The sequence below is a fragment of the Streptomyces sp. NPDC004134 genome, from assembly GCF_042874195.1.
Taxonomy (GTDB): Bacteria; Actinomycetota; Actinomycetes; order Streptomycetales; family Streptomycetaceae; genus Streptomyces.
The window spans coordinates 19,663-39,844 of the sequence record NZ_JBIAMS010000021.1; the positions used below are offsets into that span (position 1 = coordinate 19,663).

Annotated in this window: 13 protein-coding genes, 2 tRNA genes and 1 pseudogene; 3 read left to right on the forward strand and 13 right to left on the reverse strand. The window is 75.1% G+C overall.

What is annotated here, in order from left to right; translation table 11 throughout:
• Positions 1-12: 12 nt before the first annotated feature.
• The 4 genes from ACFYVJ_RS24395 to ACFYVJ_RS24410 form a co-directional block, all read right to left on the reverse strand.
• Positions 13-1,395, reverse strand: coding sequence for a PE-PGRS family protein (locus tag ACFYVJ_RS24395; protein WP_388895140.1), 1,383 nt, complete (start codon positions 1,393-1,395; stop codon positions 13-15).
• 79 nt (positions 1,396-1,474) lie between these two features.
• The gene (locus ACFYVJ_RS24400; RefSeq protein ID WP_388895142.1) at positions 1,475-5,035 is read right to left on the reverse strand and encodes a trypsin-like peptidase domain-containing protein; all 3,561 of its coding nucleotides are present in this window, start codon (positions 5,033-5,035) and stop codon (positions 1,475-1,477) included.
• A complete protein-coding gene (locus tag ACFYVJ_RS24405; RefSeq protein ID WP_388895145.1) occupies positions 5,035-5,349 on the reverse strand; it encodes a CU044_2847 family protein in 315 nt (104 codons plus the stop codon). Before ACFYVJ_RS24405 ends, ACFYVJ_RS24400 begins: the two co-directional genes overlap by 1 nt.
• Before the next feature lie 297 nt (positions 5,350-5,646).
• A complete protein-coding gene (locus tag ACFYVJ_RS24410; protein ID WP_388895148.1) occupies positions 5,647-5,946 on the reverse strand; it encodes a hypothetical protein in 300 nt (99 codons plus the stop codon).
• Here ACFYVJ_RS24410 and ACFYVJ_RS24415 point away from each other — a divergent pair.
• Complete coding sequence (locus ACFYVJ_RS24415) at positions 5,920-6,582, forward strand: substrate-binding domain-containing protein (RefSeq protein WP_388895151.1); 663 nt, start codon at positions 5,920-5,922, stop codon at positions 6,580-6,582. The two genes, ACFYVJ_RS24410 and ACFYVJ_RS24415, sit on opposite strands and share 27 nt — an antisense overlap.
• A 222-nt stretch (positions 6,583-6,804) precedes the next feature.
• On the opposite strand, the gene ACFYVJ_RS24420 is transcribed toward ACFYVJ_RS24415, so the two are convergent.
• The 5 genes and pseudogenes from ACFYVJ_RS24420 to ACFYVJ_RS24440 all read right to left on the reverse strand — a co-directional run bounded on the left by ACFYVJ_RS24420 (position 6,805) and on the right by ACFYVJ_RS24440 (position 8,923).
• Complete coding sequence (locus ACFYVJ_RS24420) at positions 6,805-7,422, reverse strand: TIGR03086 family metal-binding protein (RefSeq protein ID WP_388895154.1); 618 nt, start codon at positions 7,420-7,422, stop codon at positions 6,805-6,807.
• A gap of 221 nt (positions 7,423-7,643) precedes the next feature.
• Positions 7,644-8,018, reverse strand: coding sequence for a peptidase inhibitor family I36 protein (locus ACFYVJ_RS24425; RefSeq protein ID WP_388895157.1), 375 nt, complete (start codon positions 8,016-8,018; stop codon positions 7,644-7,646).
• 47 nt (positions 8,019-8,065) lie between these two features.
• A pseudogene (locus tag ACFYVJ_RS24430) lies at positions 8,066-8,281 on the reverse strand (transporter); the annotation flags it as partial.
• Between the two features lie 275 nt (positions 8,282-8,556).
• Positions 8,557-8,630, reverse strand: a tRNA-Ile gene (locus ACFYVJ_RS24435).
• A gap of 220 nt (positions 8,631-8,850) precedes the next feature.
• Positions 8,851-8,923: transfer RNA gene (locus ACFYVJ_RS24440), tRNA-Asn, on the reverse strand.
• Positions 8,924-9,104: 181 nt separating this feature from the next.
• On the opposite strand from ACFYVJ_RS24440, the gene ACFYVJ_RS24445 reads away from it, so the two are divergent.
• Positions 9,105-9,425: a YtxH domain-containing protein gene (locus tag ACFYVJ_RS24445; protein ID WP_388895160.1), complete on the forward strand. Its 321-nt coding sequence runs from the start codon at positions 9,105-9,107 to the stop codon at positions 9,423-9,425.
• Positions 9,426-9,557: 132 nt separating this feature from the next.
• Positions 9,558-11,156: an FGGY-family carbohydrate kinase gene (locus tag ACFYVJ_RS24450; RefSeq protein WP_388895163.1), complete on the forward strand. Its 1,599-nt coding sequence runs from the start codon at positions 9,558-9,560 to the stop codon at positions 11,154-11,156.
• A 315-nt stretch (positions 11,157-11,471) separates the two neighbouring features.
• Here ACFYVJ_RS24450 and ACFYVJ_RS24455 read toward each other — a convergent pair whose 3' ends face one another.
• The 4 genes from ACFYVJ_RS24455 to ACFYVJ_RS24470 form a co-directional block, all read right to left on the reverse strand.
• Positions 11,472-13,508, reverse strand: coding sequence for a metallophosphoesterase (locus ACFYVJ_RS24455; protein WP_388895166.1), 2,037 nt, complete (start codon positions 13,506-13,508; stop codon positions 11,472-11,474).
• Entirely contained in the window at positions 13,505-16,651 is a 3,147-nt protein-coding gene (locus tag ACFYVJ_RS24460) for an FtsK/SpoIIIE domain-containing protein (RefSeq protein WP_388895169.1), read from the reverse strand. The genes ACFYVJ_RS24455 and ACFYVJ_RS24460 overlap by 4 nt, the downstream gene beginning before the upstream one ends.
• 1,005 nt (positions 16,652-17,656) lie before the next feature.
• Positions 17,657-18,313, reverse strand: a complete 657-nt coding sequence (locus ACFYVJ_RS24465; RefSeq protein ID WP_388895172.1) for an SLATT domain-containing protein — start codon at positions 18,311-18,313, stop codon at positions 17,657-17,659.
• A gap of 170 nt (positions 18,314-18,483) precedes the next feature.
• A complete protein-coding gene (locus ACFYVJ_RS24470) occupies positions 18,484-20,175 on the reverse strand; it encodes a glycoside hydrolase family 13 protein (RefSeq protein ID WP_388895175.1) in 1,692 nt (563 codons plus the stop codon).
• Between the last annotated feature and the right edge of the window lie 7 nt (positions 20,176-20,182).

A 20,182-nucleotide genomic window follows, 5' to 3' on the forward strand; every position in this document is an offset into this window, starting at 1 on the left:
GTCACGTATCGGTCAGCCCGGCGGCTGGAAGAACGGCGTGCGGGGGCCGGTCAGTTGCGCGTAGAGGGCCGCCAACCGTGCCGGGTCGGCGTCGGCGGCATCGACGAGTTCGGTCAGCCGTCGTTCGGCCGCGGCGAGGTACGCGGGCCAGTCGCCGCCGTCTGCGGTGCGGAGCGCGGCGAGGTCGACGTAGCGCGAACTGAGGGGCATCCCGCCGTCGCCGATCTTGTCCTGCTTGAAGCCGAAGAAGCGGGACTCCGGGTTCGCGGTGGCCTCGGTGGAGCGCCAGTCGTGCCGGTAGCCTACGGGGCTGGGCGCGCCGGGTGCGATGGTCTCGACGCCGATCTGGAGTGCGCCGTCGTGGTGGCGGCCCGGCGGGGTGAAGCCGAGGAACATGTGGCCGTGGCTGCCGTCGGGGACGACGACGTCCCCGTTGAAGTCGACGGTGCCCAGGCCGCCGGCCGAGAGGTCGACGCCGTACAGCCGCACCCTCCTGGGGCCGAACAGCTTGCGTACGGTGTTCCGCGCCGAGGCGCCGTGGCCGCCCAGCTCCTCGAACGTCCCCGAGCCCGCGCCGGCTTCGTTCCGGCCGATCCGCATGTGGTGCGTGCCGGCCCGGCGCCGCTCGGCCGGATCCGTGTCCGTGCCGTCCTCGGTCAGCCCGAGCCAGTCCAGGAGGGCGTGCGGCGCCGGGGCGCGATCGCGCTGCGGGATACGGATGTTGATCCGGCCGCCGTGGGCGAGCGCGCGGGCCACATCCGTGTCGAGCAGCGGCCGGTGGCCGCCCGGCACACCGTTCCGGTACACCTGGAGGCCGCACTGGAGGACGAGGAAGACGCGCCGCAGGATCGTCCTGCTCCGCAGGTCCCTGTGCCGGTGGCGCGCCTCGACGCGGGCGAGGGCCGCCGGCGGGCGCGGCGCGAGCGAGGGTTCCAGGGTCCGTACGAAGGTGGTATGGATCTGGTCGTTCCGCTCCGCGGTCAGGCGCGCCCGCTCCGGCGCGGGCAGTTCCTCGTCCCGCAACGTGAGGAAGCGGCCCAGGGTGTACGCGGGGTGGGTCGGCGCCTCGCCGCCGGGCGCGGCCGTGTGCGTACCGCCCGACCGCCACTCCAGGCTGGCCAGGAGCAGCCGCTTGCCGGGCGGCAGCCGCAGCCAGTCGTGGTACCGGCCCGCGCGCAGGTACTCCTCCGCCTCGGGCACGCTGCCGATGCCCAGGGCTTCCAGCCACGCGGGGTCCTCGGCCGAAAGCCGCTCGATGTGCTCCAGCGTCGCCCCGGTGAACAGCGGCCCCCGGCGCAGCCGCCGGGTCAGCCAGGCGCCGGCCTCGGCGGCGGCGCCGCGTCGGTCCCGCGGGGGGCCGCCGGCCAGCAGCCCGGCGACTTCGTCGTCGGCCATCGCGCCTCCTCAGTCTCCTCACGCCGCTCCGGCTCCCGGCGCCCTGCGGCCCGTCGCCGTCCGCTGCCCGGATCCCCGCTCAGGGACCGGGGTCGCGGCGGATCGCGTCGGAGAGCCGAAGGGCCAGCATCCTGTCCTGGAACCCGACGACGAGCAGACCGTCCGCCCAGGCGAGGGCGTTGACGGAAGCGCGGATCGGCACTTCCATCGCGGGCCGCATCGTGCGGAGGTTCCAGAGGCGCACGGTGCCGTCGTCTCCCGCGCTCGCCAGCAGCGTGCCGCCGTCCACCGTCACCGCGCAGAGCGCGCGTACGCGGTCCGTGTGGCCTTCCAGGGTGCGCACTTCCGCACCGGTCTCCGGGTCCCACAGCCGCACGATGCCGTCGAAGCCGGCGCTGGCGAGGAGCGTGTGGTCGCCCATGTCGACCGCGCACAGGGTGCGTACGCGATCCGTCTGGCCGCCCAGGCTGCGCACCTGCTCGCCGGTCGTCAGCTCCCACAGCCGCACCGAGTCGTCGTCGGAGCCGCTGGCCAGCACCTCCCGGCCGTCGACCGGCACGGTGCACAGGGCCCGGATGCGGTCGGTGTGGCCTTCGAGGGTGCGGACGTGCTCGCCGGTGGCCGGATCCCACAGCCGTACGGTCCGGGAGTCCCCGGCGATCGCCAGCAGCGTCCGGCCGTCCACCTCCACGGCCCGCATCGCCCGGACCCAGTCCGCGTGGCCCTCGTCCAGGGTGCCGGCGAGTTCGCCGGTGGCCGGGTTCCACAGCCGCACCACCCGGCTGCCGCCCGCCCCGCAGGCGGCGAGCAGGGTGGTCCCGCCGCTCTCCACGGCGCACAGCACGCCGATGTGCTCGGCGGGGCCCTCCAGGACCCGCTCCCGGTCGCCGGTGGCCGGGTCCCACAGGCGCACGGACCCGTCGTCGGCTCCGCTGGCGAGGAGTTCGCGGCCGTCCGCCGCCACGGCGCACAGCGTGCGGATGCGGTCCGTGTGACCTTCGAGGGTGCGGACGTGCTCGCCGGTCGCCGGGTCCCACAGCCGTACGGCACTGTCCTCGCCGCCGCTGGCGAGGAGTTCGCGGCCGTCCACGTGCACCGTGCACAGGGCCCGGATCCGGTCCGTATGCCCTTCGAGGGTGCGGACGTGCTCACCGGTCGCCGGATCCCACAGCCGTACGGAACGGTCCTCGCCCGCGCTGGCGAGCAGTTCGCGGTCGTCCGCCGCCACCGCGCACAGCGCGCGGATGCGGTCCGTGTGCCCCTCCATGCTGCAGAAGTGCTCGCCCGTCGCGGGGTCCCAGAGCCGTACCGTACGCGCGTCGCCCGCGCTGGCCAGAAACACCCGGTCGTCGACGGTCACCGCGCACAGCGTCCGCACCCGGTCGGTCGGGCTCTCCACCGGCACGTGCTCCGCCTGAGGCGCGACCGCGGACCAGACGGCGCGGTACGACGTCGGCAGGCTGCTGGCGCGGTAGCTGTCGCCCAGCCGCTGCTGCGCCTCGGTCACGCTGAACAGCGCGGTGCGCGTCGCGGGCGTGGCGTCGATCGCCTGCGGCGTGGCGCGCAGCAGGCGGGCGCGGGCGCGCGCGGTGACGGCGGTCGCGGCCAGGGGGATGAGACGGCGCAGATCGGCGTAGAGCGGGTAGTCGTCCTCGGCGAGCAGCGTGTCGATGAGACCGCCGCGGGCCGCGTGGCGGGGCAGGGAACGCAACAGGTAGGCGGGCGCGGCGTCCCAGCCGGACTCCCGCCCGTGGGCGATGAAGGCGGCGGCCAGCCGCTGCTCGTCGGCGGTGGTGGCGCCCAGCTCGGACCGGGTGTGGAGCAGGGCGTCGTTGAGCGCCTGGTGGAAGAGGCGGAACGAGCCGGAGGCCCCGGCATCGTCCGGAGTGCCGGACTCCACCAGGAAGTTGGCGGAGGAGGCGTGGGCGAAGACGCGTAACTCCTCTTCCGACGGCGAGACTCCGGAAAGCGCGGCGAGGGCGACCCGCCACAGGCCGAGCGGCAGGCCGGGCGCTTCGGCGTAGGCGAGGGCCGTCAGCGCCGTGGCGGCGGACACGCCGGGCACGAGGTCGGGCAGCCGCGCCAGGTGGTCGTGGAGTACGGCGTCGACCCTGGCCGGCGACGTCAGCGCGGCGGGGTCGACCGGCCGGCGGTCGTACAAACCGTGGGTGCGGGCGACGAGTCCGGCGACGAGGAAGTTGCCCTCGGCCAGGGCGGCGATGCGCCTGGCGACGGGCAGGGCGACGGCGTCGTCGGCATACGGGTTGTCCGGGCGCTCGGCGCCCCGGAGCTGAAGGCTCGCCAGCGCGTAGGCGATCAGATCCTCCTGGACGAAGAACTCCTCATCGTCGAGATCCACGACGTGCGCTCCGTCCTCGAAGAGCCTGAGCAGATGACCCAGGTCGTCCTGGCGGCGGCTGCCGACCACCACCCGCACGTTAAGGTCCGCGCAGTTCTCTGCCAAGGGCAAGATCACACCGGTGACGAGGAGACGCGCCTCCTCGGGCGTCGTCGCCTCGTCCAGCGCGTCGACGATCACCGCGAACGGGTCCGGTGCCCGGTCTTCGAGGGTCGTACGCAGGTGGGCGGTGAGATCCTCCGCCTGGTCGGGAACGGGCGCGGACGCGGCGCGGGCGATCTCCCGGGCGACGTCCAGCGCGGTCTTGCCCTTCACGTGGACGGCGCAGCTCACCGAGCCGCGCGGCGCGCGGGGCGCCCGGTCGTCCGCGGGGAGTTCGGCGGCGGGGGACGCGGTCGTGACGATCCGGCCGAGCACCGCCGACTTCCCGACACCCGGGGAACCCGTCACCACCAGCACCTCCCGCGGCGCGGGCGTGGACGTCATCCAGGAGATGATGCGGTTCAGGGCGGTGGTACGGCCCCGGAACCTGAAGCCCTGCTCGGAGGCCGTACTCACCCCGCGGCCACGAGGCTGCCAGTGCCGCGTGGCCTCGGGGTCGGTGCTCAGCGACCACCCCCAGGCGGCCAGCGCGGTCTCGCCCGACGCCTCGGCGGTCCAGCCGGTGAGCGCGTCCAGCCCCTCCCCTGGGAGGCAGGAGTTGATCTCCCGGATCGTGAGCGCGCGGGCGTTGCCGGTGCTCCGCTGGGCCTGGACGACCATGCCGATCACGGCGTCGTACGTCGACGACCAGACGGCGGCGCCGCTGTAGCCCGCGGCCACGGGGTAGGGCGATTCGACGTCCAGCCGGACCCAGCCGTACCCCAACTCCGCACCGATCGCCCCGAAGACGGGGTTGCCCATCATGCCGTCGGGAAACCCGAACGACCACCAGGGGCTGCCCACCAGGCCCTCCAGCGGCGGCTGCCGCAGCCGGGCGGAGGGGACGTCGGGCACCTCGTCCTCCAGGACCAGCAGCGCCACGTCGAAGAGGTCCGCCTCCTCCCGCGGCGGCATGGCCACGCGCCTGACCCGGATCCGCTGCCGGCCGGGCCGGTCGGCCTTGGGCAGGGCCACCCACAACTCGTCCCGGTCGAGCACGACATGCGCGCACGTGAGGACGCGCCCGGCGTCGACGAGGAACCCGGACCCGAGGGGGGTGCGGTCCCGGTCGGTGGCGTGCACGGCGGCCGCCCAGCCGTCAGAACCCGGCCGGGGACCTGTGAGGGGTGGCGGGGCCATCATTCTCCCCTGGCGGGTGCGGCATTCGGCTGCCACGTCATGGTGACCTGGAAGCTGGCCTCCGTCGCCGCCTTCGCCACGACCCAGTTGGCCGTTCCGTTCGCCTTGACGCCGAAGGTCACGGTGACCTCGGCGGGACTCAGCTCGGCCAGCCGGTCGAGCACGGTACGCGCCGCCCGCACCGCGGGCTCCACCGCGTCGTGGATCCGCCCGGCGAGCTGGTCGGCGCCCACGGGCTGCCAGTCCTCGGTCGGCTCGATCTCGAATCCCACCCGGGTATCCGCGTCCACCGCGTACGTAACCACGTGCGACATGGCAAGACTCCCGCCTCTCGACCCGCGCGCTCCCACCGAGCACCACCGGCCGGGCCGCCCCCGTGCGGCCACCGCGCGCCGGGGCTCCCCGTGCCACGTACCTGTCTGCCCTGCTGCCCGGCGAAGGATGCGCGCGACACGTGTAGGCCACACCGAAACCAGCCAGCTCCCGGCCCGGACGAAACGTTCCTGTACAGGGGACGAACGTGCGGCGATCAGCCCCGCCGTGCAGCCGGCGCAGATCCGCCCCGGCGCATCGCCCGCGGCACGTGCGGCGCCGGCGCATGCGGGGGCCTCTCAGGCGGCATGCGCCCGCGTCGCCACGAAGTTCGCTATCTCTGCCACGAACGGGAACTCCGGCTCCAGATACAGCCGTCTGCGCCCTACCGGGTTCGGTGCCGGCACGACCATCAGCCTGTGCGTCCGGTTGAACTCCTTGCCGAAGCCGTCCCGCACCGACGCCACGGTGTGCCGCGCCTCCTCGACCTCGTCCCAGCCCAGGACCACCGGCGTACCGCCCTCCGGCAGCCAGCCCACCCCTTCGTCCCACACCACCACCCACGTCGCCGGATGCCGGACAGCGGGGCGCTTCCCCACGGCGATACCCAACGCCGCGAGGGCCAGGAGACAGCCGATCGACAAGCCCATGACGAGCGGGAACGGAAAGTCCGGCCACGATGCCAGCACTCCCCAGGTCGTCAGGCCGCCGATGAGAAGGGCGAAGAACAGGGCCGTCAGCAGATCGAACCAGGAACCGCCCCGCCTGCGCGCGAGGCATTCGCCAGCACCGGAGCGGATCGGGCCGAGGGATTCGCCGAACGCTACCGCGAGGCGGGACTGCCGCTGCCCGCCTCGCGGATCGTGCACTCGGCCTTCGACACCGCGGGAGGCAGAGGCGCCGCGCACCATCTGCTCTCCACGCCGGAAGACCGTCCGACCGCTCTCTTCGCCGTGAACGACTTCGCGGCCATCGGCGCCGCGGGCGCCGCCCGGGACCTGGGGCTGCGGCTCGGCCGGGACGTCGCGCTGGCCGGCTTCAACGACACGCCCCTGGTGGCGGAACTGCCCGTGCCGCTCACGAGCGTGCATTCCCCCATGGCCGAGCAGGGACGCCGCGCCCTGAACCTCCTGCTGCGCCGGATCGCCGGCGAGGAAGTCCGCTCCGAGATCCTGACGCCGCGCCTCATGGCCCGCGAATCCACGGGCGGCCCCGTGGGTACGCCCCTGCGATAGCCGTCAGCCACGGCCCCCCACGCCGGGACACACGATCGCCGCAGAGCCTGCTGCGCACCTGGCCCGCAGAACCCGGAAGGCTGACCCTCGCCGCCCGGCAGTGTCCCAGCAGCGGTAGCGGACCGCGGGTGACGACGGACCTCCTCGCCGGCCTGGTGGCCGACCCGGATCAGCACGTGTCCGTGCCCGCGCTGCGGCGAGAGGGCCCTCGATGGACGGGCGTCAGAGTCCGGGAGGCGTCCAGCCGGGGTCGCGGCCGCTGAGCCCTGCCACCCGGTCCAGCAGCGGTGCGTCCTCCGGCACCGTGATGACCGGCCCGAACATCCGCTCCCGCGCGGGCCCGTCGGGCGTGGCCGCCAGCAGGTCGTAGGAGACGCGCAGTGCTTCGCCGTCCGGCTCGTACGGCCGGCCGGTGGCGCGGGCGAGGTCCCAGCCGTGCAGGACGAGCTCGTTGAGGGCGACCCGGCCGGCCACCGCGGCCGGGAGCGTGACGCCGCCGGCCTGTGTGTCGCCCTCCCAGGCCGCCGGGTCGTGCCACGCCTCGGCGAGTTCGGGGAGTTGCCGGGCCAGTTCCTCGCGCCAGCCGGGGCCGATGTCTGGGCGCGGTGCGGAGCTCGGGTCGGTGCCGGTGGTAGGTCCGAGGTCCTTGCGGCCTGCGTCGCGGAACGCGGCCGTCAGGCCGGCCAGGTGGCCCAGCAGGTGGCGTACGGCCATGCCCTCGCACGGCGTGGGGTCCTCCAGCCGGTCGTCAGGGACGCCGGCGGCGAGCCGGGCGACGACTCTGGTCTGCGGGCCGAGGTCCGGGTGGGCGGCAGGTGGGGCGGAGCTTGCGTCGGTCATGGCGAGTCCTTCCGTGGGGTCTACTGCCTGCACTGATCGTGACTCGCGCAGGGCGCGAAACTCATCGCCGAACCGGCCCGCCACCCCATCCCCATCCCCATCCCACCCTGCTCCGAGTTCGCCGCCGCCTTCACCAGCCCACTCGCAGCCGCGCGGGCGGGCAGCCGCGGCGGGGCGAGCCGCGTTTCCCGGGTGGGAGGCCCACGTCGTAGCGCAGGGGCTCAGCCGCGGTCGTTGTTGTCGATGCGCAGGGAGCGGGTCTGGTCGCTGAGGTTGTAGCTGCGCAGGTCGTGGACGGATCCGCCGCTCCTGGTGACGCACACCCACGGGCCGGAGTAGTCGCGCTTTTCGTAGACGCGTGCGGTGCGGTCGGAGTTGTTGCGTACCGAGCTGCCGCGGCCGCGGAGGGCGGAAGGCAGGTCGTTCACGCTGCCGTCGAAGGCCCGCATCACCCACCCGACGACGATCGCTCCGCCGATGCCGGTCTGCCGGCAGCGTTCCCGGTCGTCGGTCCGCGACGCCGGCAGCCAGAGACGCCGGTCGATCGGGGTACGTCGGCGGTCGGTGGTGGCGCGGGCGCGCAACTGGCGTGTCACGACGTACAGTTGGGCCTACGGCCGGGGCCGGTAACCCCCTCTCCCCCATCTACCGGTCCCGGCCGTCCTGCGCCCGGCACGTGCCGGGTGAAACACAGCACAAGGTCGAGATCCTTCGAGTCGGCCTTCGGAGTGGCCAACGGCTTGGTCTGCTGAGGCGGGATGAGGCCGGCGAAGTTCCGCAACCGCTGATACGCCCGGTACTGCTTGCGCTCGACAAGGGTCACGCCGTCCCCGAGCAGGGCCTGGTCGACCGCGCCAGCCGCCCGCAGGTTCCGGCGGTGTCCCGCTCGGTGCTCCCCGCGGCCGCGGGGTGGTCCTCCTCGGCGACTGCCTGCGCAGGCTTACGGCTGTCAGCCGCGCGCTGCTGGGCTGAAGGCACGCGTCTTCGAACGGCGCCGGCCAAACACAAGATCGAGTGGCACTCGGGCCGGCAGCGGGCCGGCCCACGATCTCTGCGACTCCCCGGCGTACGGACGCTGAGGAGAACTCAGCAGGAAACCGCAGGTCGAAACGATCCCTCTGAGGGATCTCTGGGTGGGGCGGGTGGGACTCGAACCCACGGCCGACGGATTATGAGTCCGTTGCTCTAACCGGCTGAGCTACCGCCCCGTACGGCGCGTCACGTACAGATGTGCGCGCCGTCTGCCGCAGCATAGCCGCTCATACGATCTGTCGCCCGGAGACCCCGTCGCCGGGGTCGGGCCGGGCCGCTGCGCATGTCCGGAAGGACGCGGGTGGACCGCATCCGGTTCCGGGGGGCGGCGGTGGGCCGACAGGGTCGTACGGGCAGAAAGGGGCGAAGGCCCCGTTGGGGGCCTTCGCGTACCTGCTCCCCCGACTGGACTCGAACCAGTAACCTGCCGGTTAACAGCCGGCTGCTCTGCCGATTGAGCTACGGAGGACTGCTCCGCACGGAGGCCCTTCCGGCTCCCGGGGGGCGCTCCTGTGCTGCTCGCCATACATTAGCGCATGGCTGGGTCCGCTCCGAAATCGGTATTCACCCCTCCCCTCCTCCGGGTACCCGTACCGGTGACAGCAGGGCGGAACAGCCCAGTCGAGGAAGTCCGAGGGAAGGTGGAGACCATGCGGTACCGGGTGAGCTTCGTTGCGGGGATCGCCGTCGGGTACGTCCTGGGCAGTCGGGCCGGACGCGAGCGCTACGAGCAGTTGCGGAAGGCGGCACAGCAGTTCAGCGAGTCCCCCGCGGTGCGCAACGCCGCCGAGGCCGCCGCGCTGACCAGCCGGGACGCCGTGACGAAGGCGGCGAGCACGCTCTCCACGAAGTTCGCGGACGTGGTGCCGGAGAACGTCGCCGCGCGCGTGCACTTCCTCGGGAACGGGCACGCGAACGGCAACCGGGGCCGGCGCGAGGAGTCCGACGACTGGGGTACGACGAACACCTGACCCCGGGCCCGCCCGCCGGGCGCGCACCGGTTCGAGCCGGTGCCGCGCCCGGCGGGCCGGATCCCGTCCGTCCCGCCGGCCGAATCCCCGCCGGTGCCCGAGCGGCCCCCCGGATAAGGCATCATCTGCGGCATGGGGATAGTCGCCGGTCTGGACAGCTCGCCTGAAGGCACCAACATCGTCGTCTGCGACGCCGACACCGGCGCGGTACTCAAGCAGGGCTACGCACCGCACCCGGTGTCCGAGTCCGTGGACGAGGCGGCGGCCGCATACGAGGCCGATCCGCAGACGTGGCTCCTCTCGCTCGGCCAGGCCGCCGACGGCGGCGTGCTGGAGGGCGTGCAGGCCATCGGGGTCGCCGCCCAGCAGCACGCGGTCATCCCGCTGGACGCCGCGGGCACGCCCGTACGCCACGCGCTCACCGGCAACGACAAGCGGGCCCAGGGCGCCGCCGCCGACCTCGCCGGCGAACTGGGCGGCCGGGCCGCGTGGGCGGAGGCCGTCGGCGCCGTACCGGACGCGAAGCTGCCCGTCACCAAGCTGCGCCGGTTCGCCGCCACCGAGCCCGACCACGCCAAGCGCACCGCGCAGCTCATGACCCCGCACGACTGGCTGGTCTGGCAGTTGCTCGGCAAGCCCGCCCGCCGCACCACCGACCGCGGCTCCGCCTCCACCACCGGCTACTGGTCCGCGCACGCCGGCGAGTGGCGCCGCGACCTGGTCGAGCTGGCCCTCGGCCACGAGGCCGGGCTGCCGGAGGTACTCGGCCCCGCGGATGCCGCCGGGCGCACCCCCGAGGGACTGCTGATCTCCGCCGGCACCGGCGAGACCATGGCCGCCGTCTTCGGCCTCGGCCTCGGCACCGGCGACGCGGTCGTCACCCTCGGCGCCTCCGGCGCGGTCTACGCCGTCCACGACGCGGCGCTGCCCGACGCCGGCGGCACCATCACCGCGCTCGCCGACGCCACCGGCATGCACCTGCCCGTCGTCCACACCCTCAACGCCGTCCGCGCCCTCCGCGGCGCCGCGGAGCTGCTGGGGCTGGCGCCGACCGACCTGGAGCGGCTCTCCGAGCTGGCGCTGACCTCCACGCCCGGCGCCCACGGACTCGTGCTGCTGCCGTACCTCGACGGCGAGCGGACCCCGAGCCTGCCGCAGACCGCGGGCTCCCTGCACGGCCTGCGCCGCGAGAGCATGCGCCCCGAGCACCTGGCGCGCGCGGCCTTCGAGGGCATGCTGTGCGGCCTCGCGGACGCGCTGGAGGTGCTGCGCGCCCGGGGCGTCGCCGTGCGCCGCGTCTTCCTCCTCGGCGCCGCGGCGGGTCTGCCGGCGGTGCAGGCGCTGGCGCCGGCCATTTTCCAGGCGCAGGTCGTGGTCCCGGCGTCCGCGGACTACGCGGCCCTCGGCGCGGCCCGGCAGGCGGCGTGGGCGCTGGGGGTCGCGGAGGGCCGGCTCGCCGCGGACGCGCCTCCGGTGTGGGAGACGGGGCCCCACGAGACGTTCGAGGCGGACGAGGACCTGGCCCTGGGCCAGGCGGTGCGCCAGCAGTACGCGGCGGTACGGGAGTCGGTGCACCCCGGCGCGCTGGGGCTTGCGGCCGGCACGGCATCGCCCGCGGAGGGCGCGGCGGAGGCGGGTGGTGCGGCGCCGGGTGGTGCCGCTGACGCGGCGGCGGGTGCGGGGCAGGAGGAGCGGGACCAGCGGGCGGGGCAGGAAGCGGCGCGGAGCTGAGCCGGCCCGCCGGCCGGTGCCGGAGGCCGGGCCGCGGGAACGAAGCGCGCGGCGCGGCGGACGCCGGGATCGGACGTACGGCATCGGCGGGCTCCGGCCGGGGCCGCCGCGAACGCCGCCGGCCGCCGCGAACACCGCTGACAGCGAGCCGGGCCCGCCGCAGGCGGGCGGCCGGCCGGGCCGGCGGAGACCACAGCGTGCGGGCGTTCGCGCGCCGTCCCTGTCAGCGCACCGCCGCCGCGGGCGGCAGCCCCGGTCCGTGCCGCGGCCACGCCACGGCTGGAGCCGGCCGGGCCGCGCCGGTGCGCGGGCCCGTCAGACGCGGTCGCCGCACAGGAGCGTCAGGGGCGTCTCGTCCGGGGCGCCCGGGGTGAAGCCCACCGTGGGGCCCGGGGCCCAGGTCCCGGCCTCGTAGCGGACCGTGCGGAGCGCCAGCGCGTGGTCGCCGCCCTCGCGGGCGACGAAGACCTCGTTGTACCCGTTGCGCTCGTCCGACTCGCGGCTGCCCAGCGCCGGGGCGCCCGCGATGCGGGTGGTCCAGGGGCGGGCGGTGCCCAGCAGGCGTTCCGCCGCGGTGAAGCCCAGGTGGGTGTGGCCGTGCAGGACCAGGGACGTGGCGGCCTCCGCCATCGTCCACTTCGCCTGCCCGGCGTTGACCACCCCCGAGTACGGCGCGATCTCCACCGCCGGCACCGGCGACAGCGGGTGGTGCAGGGCCGCCAGGGTGACGTAGCCCGGTTCGCGCTGCAGCCGGTCCAGGACGCCCCGCGCGATGACGCCGGGGTCGTGGCGCTCGAATTCCAGCACGATCCGGCGTACGGCGTCCTCGTCCGCCGCGTCCGCCGCCGCCACGTACGTCTCGCGGAACCGCTCCAGCCGCTCGCGGTCCCGGTCGTGCGCCGGCTCGCCGCCGGACTCGGCGGTGCCGAGGAGCGCCACCCGCAGTCCGGCGTCCGGATACGTGACGTAGACCCGGCGGGCCGCGGTGTCGGGCTCGTGCAGGTCGGGGTGCGGGTAGCCGGCGAAGACCCGGGCGAACCAGCGGTGCCGCGCCTGCGGGTCCTCGTCCAGGCACAGCTCCCAGGACACGTCGTGGTTGCCGCCGGTGAGGAGCACCCGCGGGTCGCCGGGGCGCAGGTCGGGGTGGCCGGCGAGGAGGTCCTCCAGCGCGCGCAGCCAGGCGAGTGCCGTCTCGCCGTCGGCGTCGACGGGCCGGTTGACGAGGTCGCCGGTGGCGATGACCAGGTGCGGCGCCCGGCCCTGGTCGGCGAGCTGGCGCACGTGGTCCAGGTACGCGTCCAGCGGCGAGCCCGCGCCCGCCAGTTCGGCGAGCCGCTGCCCGGCCTGCGAGGTGTCCTTGGCGTCCACGTTGGCGCGCAGCCCGCCGCCGTGGTGGAGGTCGGTGACGTGGTGGATGCGAAGCACGCCGGGCAGGTGCCGGACGAGCACGGGGTCGTCGGCGGGCGGCGTGTGCGCGGCCCGTACGGCGATCTCCACGCCCGCGTCGTGCCACCGCCGCGCCCGCAGCGCCGCGCGGTGCTCGGGGGCGAGGCCGTCGTGGAACCACTGCGGCACGTACTGGTGCCGGCCGCACGCCTCCTCGTACGCGGCCGTCGCCAGCCGCGCCGTGTCCGTCCGCAGCGCGGGGTGCTCCTCGGCGGTCTGCAGGGCGAGTTCGAGGAGGAACGGGGTCTGCAGCCACGCCGGTTCCGCCGCCCGGAGCAGTCCGACGACCGCGGGCGCCCACTCCGGGACGCGGGCGGCCATGCGCGCGCACTCCTCGTCGGCGAGCCGGGGCGGGCGCAGCACGTCCTTCGGGGCGTCGGCGCCGAGGTGCGGGGCGAGCAGCAACTGCTCGGCGGGGGTGGCGAAGACGACGGGCACGGCGCCCGCGTCCCGTACCTGTGCGAGCCCCGCGGCCAGCGCCGCGGGGTCGACGCCGCCCAGCACGGGGCGGGTGGGCGCGCCCGGTGCGGCCGGGGTGTTCCGCGTACGGGCCCGGGCGCCCGGCTCCGCGCCCCGCGCCACCGCCGGTTCGTCGACGAGCACCACGCACCCCGGCGCCACCCGCGGCGCCTGCTTGCCGCCCGTCAGGCACCCGAGCCCGCTGCGCCGCACCGCCCCGGCCGTCGAGCGCAGGTCGACCCGGAGCGACGGCCGCTCCGCCCGGGCCCGTTCGACGGCGTGCGCCAGCCACGTCTTGCCCGCCCGCCGGGGCAGCTCCACCAGCCACGCGGCGGAGTTGGGCAGTTGGCCCTCGACCAGGGGCCGCGCCCAGCCCGGCACGTGGTCGCCGGGGAACCGGACGTCCAGCTCGGGCTGGTAGGCCCGGCTCGGCCGGAAGCGGCTCATGTGGCTTGCTCCTCATCGGTTCTGGGACCCTCGGCCCGCTGCTCGTCTCCCGGCGGCTCGCGCCGTCCCCCGCCCCGTAACGACTCGTCGCGCAGCGACACCTGGCTCAGCGCGATCCAGTCGAAGAACGGCCGGTCCGCCAGCCACACGTCGCCCGGCCGCAGCAGCCCCACGTCGCGCAGCTCCATCCGCTGCGCGGGCGCCGGCTCCGGCGGCGGCGCGCCGGGCGTGTGCAGCAGCGCGGCGCGGCCCGCGGGGCCGATCTCCGCCCAGCGGGACTGGAACTGCTCGCTGCGCCCGATCAACAGCTCCTGCCGGCACAGCTCTTCGAGCGCGGGAGCACTCGAAAGGGGGCGGCGGTCGTCCGCCTGCACGGCCCGTACGACCGCGTCGCCCATCACCTGGAGGTAGAACGGCCAGGTGCCGACCAGGGCGAGGATCCGCGCGCCGGCGCGGTCGGGGGCGATGTCGACGCCGAGGTTCGCGGCGGTGCCGGTGAGGAACGCCAGCGCGTGCGGCTCGCCGAGGGGGCCGAGGATCCGCTTGTCGACGTCGTTGCCGAAGCTGGATCCCGGGGCGGTCAGCGCGGAGCGGACGACGGTCTGCCAGTCCTTCTCGGTGCCGGTGTAGACGAGCCACGCGCCGGCCTGGCCGAGGTCGCGCAGCCAGGAGACGGCGGCGGGGTGGTACTCGGCGAGCCGGCCGACCTCGTCGAGCAGGAACGCCTCCCGGTCGGCGCGCGCCGCCCGGTCGGCGGCCCGGGTGAGCAGCGCCTCCGCGGGGCTGGTCGCGCCGCGCACGGCGGGGTCGAGGAGGGCGGCGAGCTGGTCGGGGCTGTCGACGGGACTGGCGCGGTGCGGGACGGTGAGCTTGCGGACCTGGCCGGCGCCGTCCGCGACGAGGCGCCGCTCCAGCTCGCCGAGCACCCACGTCTTGCCCGCCCGGCGCGGGCCGAGGAGCGCGACGGAGGTGCCGGTGGCGTACCGGTCGCGCAGCCAGTACAGCTCCGCGTCGCGGCCCACCGGACGGCCCGTACCGCCGCCGACGTGGAAGCGGTCCGCGGCCAGGTCCAGCGCGTCGACCCGGAACGGCCGCCGCGTGGACGGCACTCCGGCGTCCCGCTGCCGCGCCGCGGCGCCGATGCTGGCCAGCGCCTCGGCCTGGCCGCGGGCGGTCTCCGCGCCCCCGGGCAGGAGCGCGATCTGCACGACGGTACGGTCCCTGCCCTCGGCGTACAGCGCGCGCCCCGGCGGCATGCGGCCGGGTACGAGCCGGGGGCGGATGCCCGCCTCCAGGTAGTCCGTCTCGTCGGCCTGCCGCAGCACGAGCACGTCCGCCGCCGCCGCCCTGATCGGGCCGTGGAGCACCTGCGGCCCGCCCACGACGACCGGGCAGACCCCCACCCGCGGCCCTTCCCGGCAGAGCCGCAGGAAGTCCCCGACGGGCCTGCCGTAGTCGACGTCTTCCATCGCGTCGACGAAGCCCTCCCAGCCGTCCACGAACACCAGCAGGTACGGCAGCCGCCGGTGCGCCGCCACCGCCTGCCGCTGCGCGGCGGCGTCGGCGAACGCCTCCGTGGCCAGCTCCGACTGCCGGATCCGCACGGTGGTGGTGAGCCGGTCGAGCAGCCGGGTCAGCCGGTCGCGTTCGTTGCGGGACACGACGGCGCCGCAGTGCGGCAGTTCGGTGAGCGCCTGGAGGGCGCCGGTGCCGCAGTCGATGCCGTAGAGGTGCACGTCGGCGCTGCTGTGCTGGCGGGCGACGGATCCCGCGACGGTGCGCAGGAGCTGCGAGCGCCCGCTGCGCGGGCCGCCCGCGGCGAGCAGTGGCAGCTTGTCCGCGAGGTCGAGCACGGCGACAGTACGGAACTGGTCCTCCGGCACGTCCGCGAGGCCGATGGGGACGGGCACGAGGTCCCGGCCGCGCTCGGGCAGGTCCGTCTCGGCCAGCGGCGCGTCGAGCTGGATCACGTCGGCGAGCGGCGGCGGCAGGAACGCGGGGGGCCGGGGGATGCCGAGGACGGTGGCGGCGGCGTCGAGTTGGTAGACCAGGCTGGTGAGGTCCGTCATGCCGGTGGGCTCGGACTCCACGCGCAGCGAGCCGCTGTCCTCCGGGTCGCCGTGCGCGTCCCGTACCCGCACGTCCGACCAGTGCTCGGGGTTGGGCGCGTGCCGGACGCCGACGCGCGCGGTGCGCAGGCGCACGAGGGTCTCCGCCCCGGTGCGTACGTACGCGGCCCCCGGCTCCGACTTGCCGAGCCAGGCCGCGTCCGGCTGGTCGATCACGTCCGTGCTCTCACCCTGGTCGACAAGGCGCAGCGCGATACGGAGGTTGGTGTTGGCCCGGATGTCGGGGGTCACCACGCCGGCGGGGCGCTGGGTGGCGAGCACGAGGTGCACGCCCAGGGAGCGGCCGCGCCGGGCGATCTCCACGAGGCCGCTGATGAAGTCGGGGAACTCCCGGGTGAGCGACGCGAACTCGTCCACGACGAGCACCATCCGCGGCAGCGGCTCCGCCGCCCGCACGTCGCCGGCGCGGAACAGGTCGGCGTACTGGCCGATGTCCCTGACCCCGGTCCGCAGCAGCAGTTCCTCGCGCCTGCGCAGCTCGGCGGCGAGTCCGGTGAGGGTGCGTTCGACGAGATATGCGTCGAAGTCGACGATGACGTCGACGGTGTGCGGCAGCCGGGCGCAGTCGGCGAACGCGCTGCCGCCCTTGTAGTCCACCAGCACGAACGACACGGCGTCGGGCGGGTGGGTGGCGGCCATGGCGGCGATCCAGGTGCGCAGGAACTCCGTCTTGCCGGAGCCGGTCGTGCCGGCGACGAGGGCGTGCGGCCCGTCGCGTACGAGGTCGATGGCGACCGGCACGCCCTGGGACTCGCCGATCGGGGCGGAGAGCCCGTGGGAGGGGCGCGCCCAGCGCTTGCGCTGCGCGTCCATGTCGAAGAGCGGCAGGTCGAGCAGGTCGAGCAGCCGGGTGCTGTCCGGCTGCTCGGAGGCGGGATCGCGCAGCGGCGCGAGGATGCGGCCGACGCGGTCGGTCTGCGCACGGCTGGCCCGGAGTGGAGACCAGTCCTCGTGTACGGCCTTCCCTCCTGCAGGAGTCGGGCATCCTCGTCGACCTCGGCTAATGCGCGGCACTCGGGGGGCAGCAGCCGCCGCTGTTCCTCCAGGCAGATCGAGAACACTCCGTACTCGGGTCCGCTCTGGAGCAGTTCCGTCACCGCAGGCAGCGCACGCAGCCTGCGCGCTCCGTCGAGAACGAGCACGGCCGCGGTCGGCTGGGTGCTCCCGAACGGGGCGGAGCGGCGGCCGAGGAGGTCGTTGATGTGCCGGGCCGACGTCTCGACGTCGTAGGCGACCCTGCGTCCGGAGGAGGTGTGGGGAAGCAGGCGGAGGAAGTCCCAGACGCCGCGGTCCCGGCCGGTCGTCAAGACGCGCACGTCGACGTCCGCGGGACTGTACGTGGCCAGGATGGAGGCGACTATCCACGCCCCGACCCCATCCGCCTGCTCCCCGGCGATGCCGAGGACCCCGACGTCGGGCAGGTCGACCGAGACCGGCACCCAGTTCTTCAGCTTCGGGGAGTCGATGTCGTAGCCCAGCACGAGTCGGAGGAACGACACGCTGTCCGGAGCCCGGTGCCACGGCTCGGGCCACTCGAAGAGCAGGTTGCCGGGAGTCTCGACCCGCTGCTTGGAGGTCGACCCGAGGTCCGGAGGGCGCAGCCTGCCCGGCAGCAGCCGCCGCCAGCCTCTGCGCTCGGCCCCGGGGGCGTCCGCCTCACCTCGCCGGCGGGAGACGAGGAGGGTGCCGCCGTCGCGGGGTTCCGCAAGCCCTTTTCTGAGAAGCTGGCCATGGATGGCCTCGGGCGTGACGTGGCTCAACTGCGGATCCGCCGGTGCTTCGCCGAGCCAGAGACGGGTGCCCGGGCGTACGGGGACCTCCGCGAGGGGGGCGTCGGGAAGCAGTTCCGTGGCGTCGGCGAGGAACAGCCGCTCCGGGCCCGGGGGCCGCCGGCACCAGTGGGCGAGCGCCTGCGCCACCACCGACACCCGCGCGGTGTCGGGCACCCCCAGCACCACGTCCCGCTCCGCGCCGCCCGGCAGGACGACCGTCACCATCCGCTCCGTCGTCACCCCCGCGTCACCCCCGCTCGCCGGGCGGCAGCCCGGCGTTGTCCTGCAACTGCTGGGCAGTCGCGCGGAACTCGCTCAGCCACTCCGCCGTCTCCGACTCGACCTGCCGCCGTACGGCCTCCACCAGAGACGTCAGCAGCGCGAGCCGGCGTTCCAGCGCGGCCGGATCGAGCGGGCCGCCCGCGGCGGGCGCGGTGCCGTCGGCCGCGCGGAGCTGTTCGGCCGCCCAGGCCATCCGGAAGTCGTTCAGCTCCGCGCGCAACGCCTGCGCCGCGGTGATGTCGCGCATCCAGCCGGACGACAGCCCGAAGAAGTGGTCGAACCCCTTGCAGCCGGCGGCCAGCGCCAGCAGCACGTAGCCCCAGCCCTGCGGCGGGCCGCCGGAGATGACGCTCGCCAGCGGGATCAGCGTGCCGGCGACGGCGAGGAGGATCGTCAGCGCGCTGATGACGCGGGAGCCGCGGCGCTTGAGGCGCTTGTCGTCGAGATACCACTCGATGGCGTCCTCGGCCTCGTACTCGGCCCAGGTGCGCAGCTCGCGCAGGATCTCGGCCTGCCCGCCCGCCTCCTCCAGCGCTACGCCGGGGAAGGGGCGGCCCCGCAGGTCGCGGCGTCTGCCCCGGCCACCCCCGGCCTCCGGCGTCCCCGTCTCCCGACCCGGCATCAACTGCCTCCGCGCTCGCCCCAGTCCAGCTCACCGAGGCTATCGGCAACCGGCGGCCCGGGGTGCGGCGGACGAGCGGGAACGCGCCATTCCAAGGGCGTGCACCCGGCGCGTACGGCACGGGCGTCCCCCGCTCCGTACGCGCCGGGTGCACCCCCGGTCCGTACCGCTCAGACCCCCTCGGCCGACCACCACACCGTCGTGTCCGCCGGCAGCTCCACCTCGCCGCCGCCCGGGCCGCCCGGCTCCCCGCCGGCCGTCTCCGCGCTCGCCAGCAGCAGCCGCCCCGCCGGGACCGTGACCCGCACCGCCGCGCCCGTGGTGTTCGCCGCGCAGACGAACGCCGCGCCGCCCGACTCCCGCCGGAACAGCAGCACTCCGTCCGGCGCCGGCAGCCACTCCACCGCGTCGCCCGCGCCGAGCTGCGCGTGCGCCCGGCGTACCGCCAGCGCCGTGCGGTACAGCTCCAGCGTCGAGCCCGGCGTGCCCGTCTGCGCCTCGACGCTCAGCTCGCCCCACCCGGCCGGCTGCGGCAGCCAGCTCCCGCCGTCCCCGAAGCCGTACGAACTCCCCGCCACCGTCCACGGGATCGGCACCCGGCAGCCGTCGCGGAACCCGTCCTGCCCCGCCCCGCGCGCGAACGCCGGGTCCTGGCGCACCTCGTCGGGCAGGTCGGTGACGTCCGGCAGGCCCAGCTCCTCGCCCTGGTAGAGGTACGCGGAGCCGGGCAGCGCGAGCATCAGCAGCGTCGCGGCGCGGGCGCGGCGCAGCCCACGGGCGGGGTCGCCGGCGGTGCGCAACTGGGTGCCCAGGCCCGCCGGGTTGGCGAAGCGGGTGGTGTGCCGGGTGACGTCGTGGTTGGACAGCACCCAGGTCGCGGGCGCGCCGACGGGGCGCATGGCGGCCAGCGAGGCGTCGATGACGGAGCGCAGCTCGTCCGCGTCCCAGTAGGTGCCGAGGTACTGGAAGTTGAACGCCTGGTGCAGCTCGTCGGGGCGGACGTAGTTGGCCGTGCGCTCCACGGTCGGCGTCCACGCCTCGGCCACGGCGATGCGCCGGCCCGGGTACTCCTCCAGGACGCGCCGCCAGCTCCGGTAGATGTCGTGCACGCCGTCCTGGTCGAAGAACGGCACGGCGGCGTTGCCGAGCAGCCCGAGCTGGCCAGGGCCGCCGACGTCGGGCAGCCCGGCGGCCTTGACCAGGCCGTGGGCGACGTCGACGCGGAAGCCGTCGACGCCCATGTCGAGCCAGAAGCGCAGGATGGAGCGGAACTCGTCGGCGACCGCCGGGTGCTCCCAGTTGAAGTCCGGCTGCTCGGGGGCGAAGAGGTGCAGGTACCACTCGCCGTCCGGGACGCGGGTCCAGGCGGGGCCGCCGAAGATGGACTCCCAGTCGTTGGGCGGCAGTTCGCCGTTCGCGCCCTTGCCCGGGCGGAAGTGGTAGCGGGCGCGCAGCGGGGATCCGGGGCCCTCGCGCAGGGCGCGGCGGAACCACTCGTGGCTGTCGGAGGAGTGGTTGGGCACGACGTCCACGATGATCCGCAGGCCCAGCTCGTGGGCGTCGCGGATGAGGGCGTCGGCGTCGTGGAGGGTGCCGTAGACGGGGTCGATGGCGCGGTAGTCGGCGACGTCGTAGCCGCCGTCCGCCTGCGGGGAGGCGTAGAACGGGCTGAGCCACACCGCGTCGACGCCGAGCTGCGCTAGGTACGGCAGCCGGGCGCGGATGCCGGGCAGGTCGCCGGTGCCGTCGCCGTCGCCGTCGGCGAAGCTGCGCGGGTAGACCTGGTAGATCACGGCGTCGCGCCACCAGTCGAGGGCGTCGGCGGAGTCGGCGGCCGTACGGGCGGCAAGGTGCTGGGTCATGTCATCC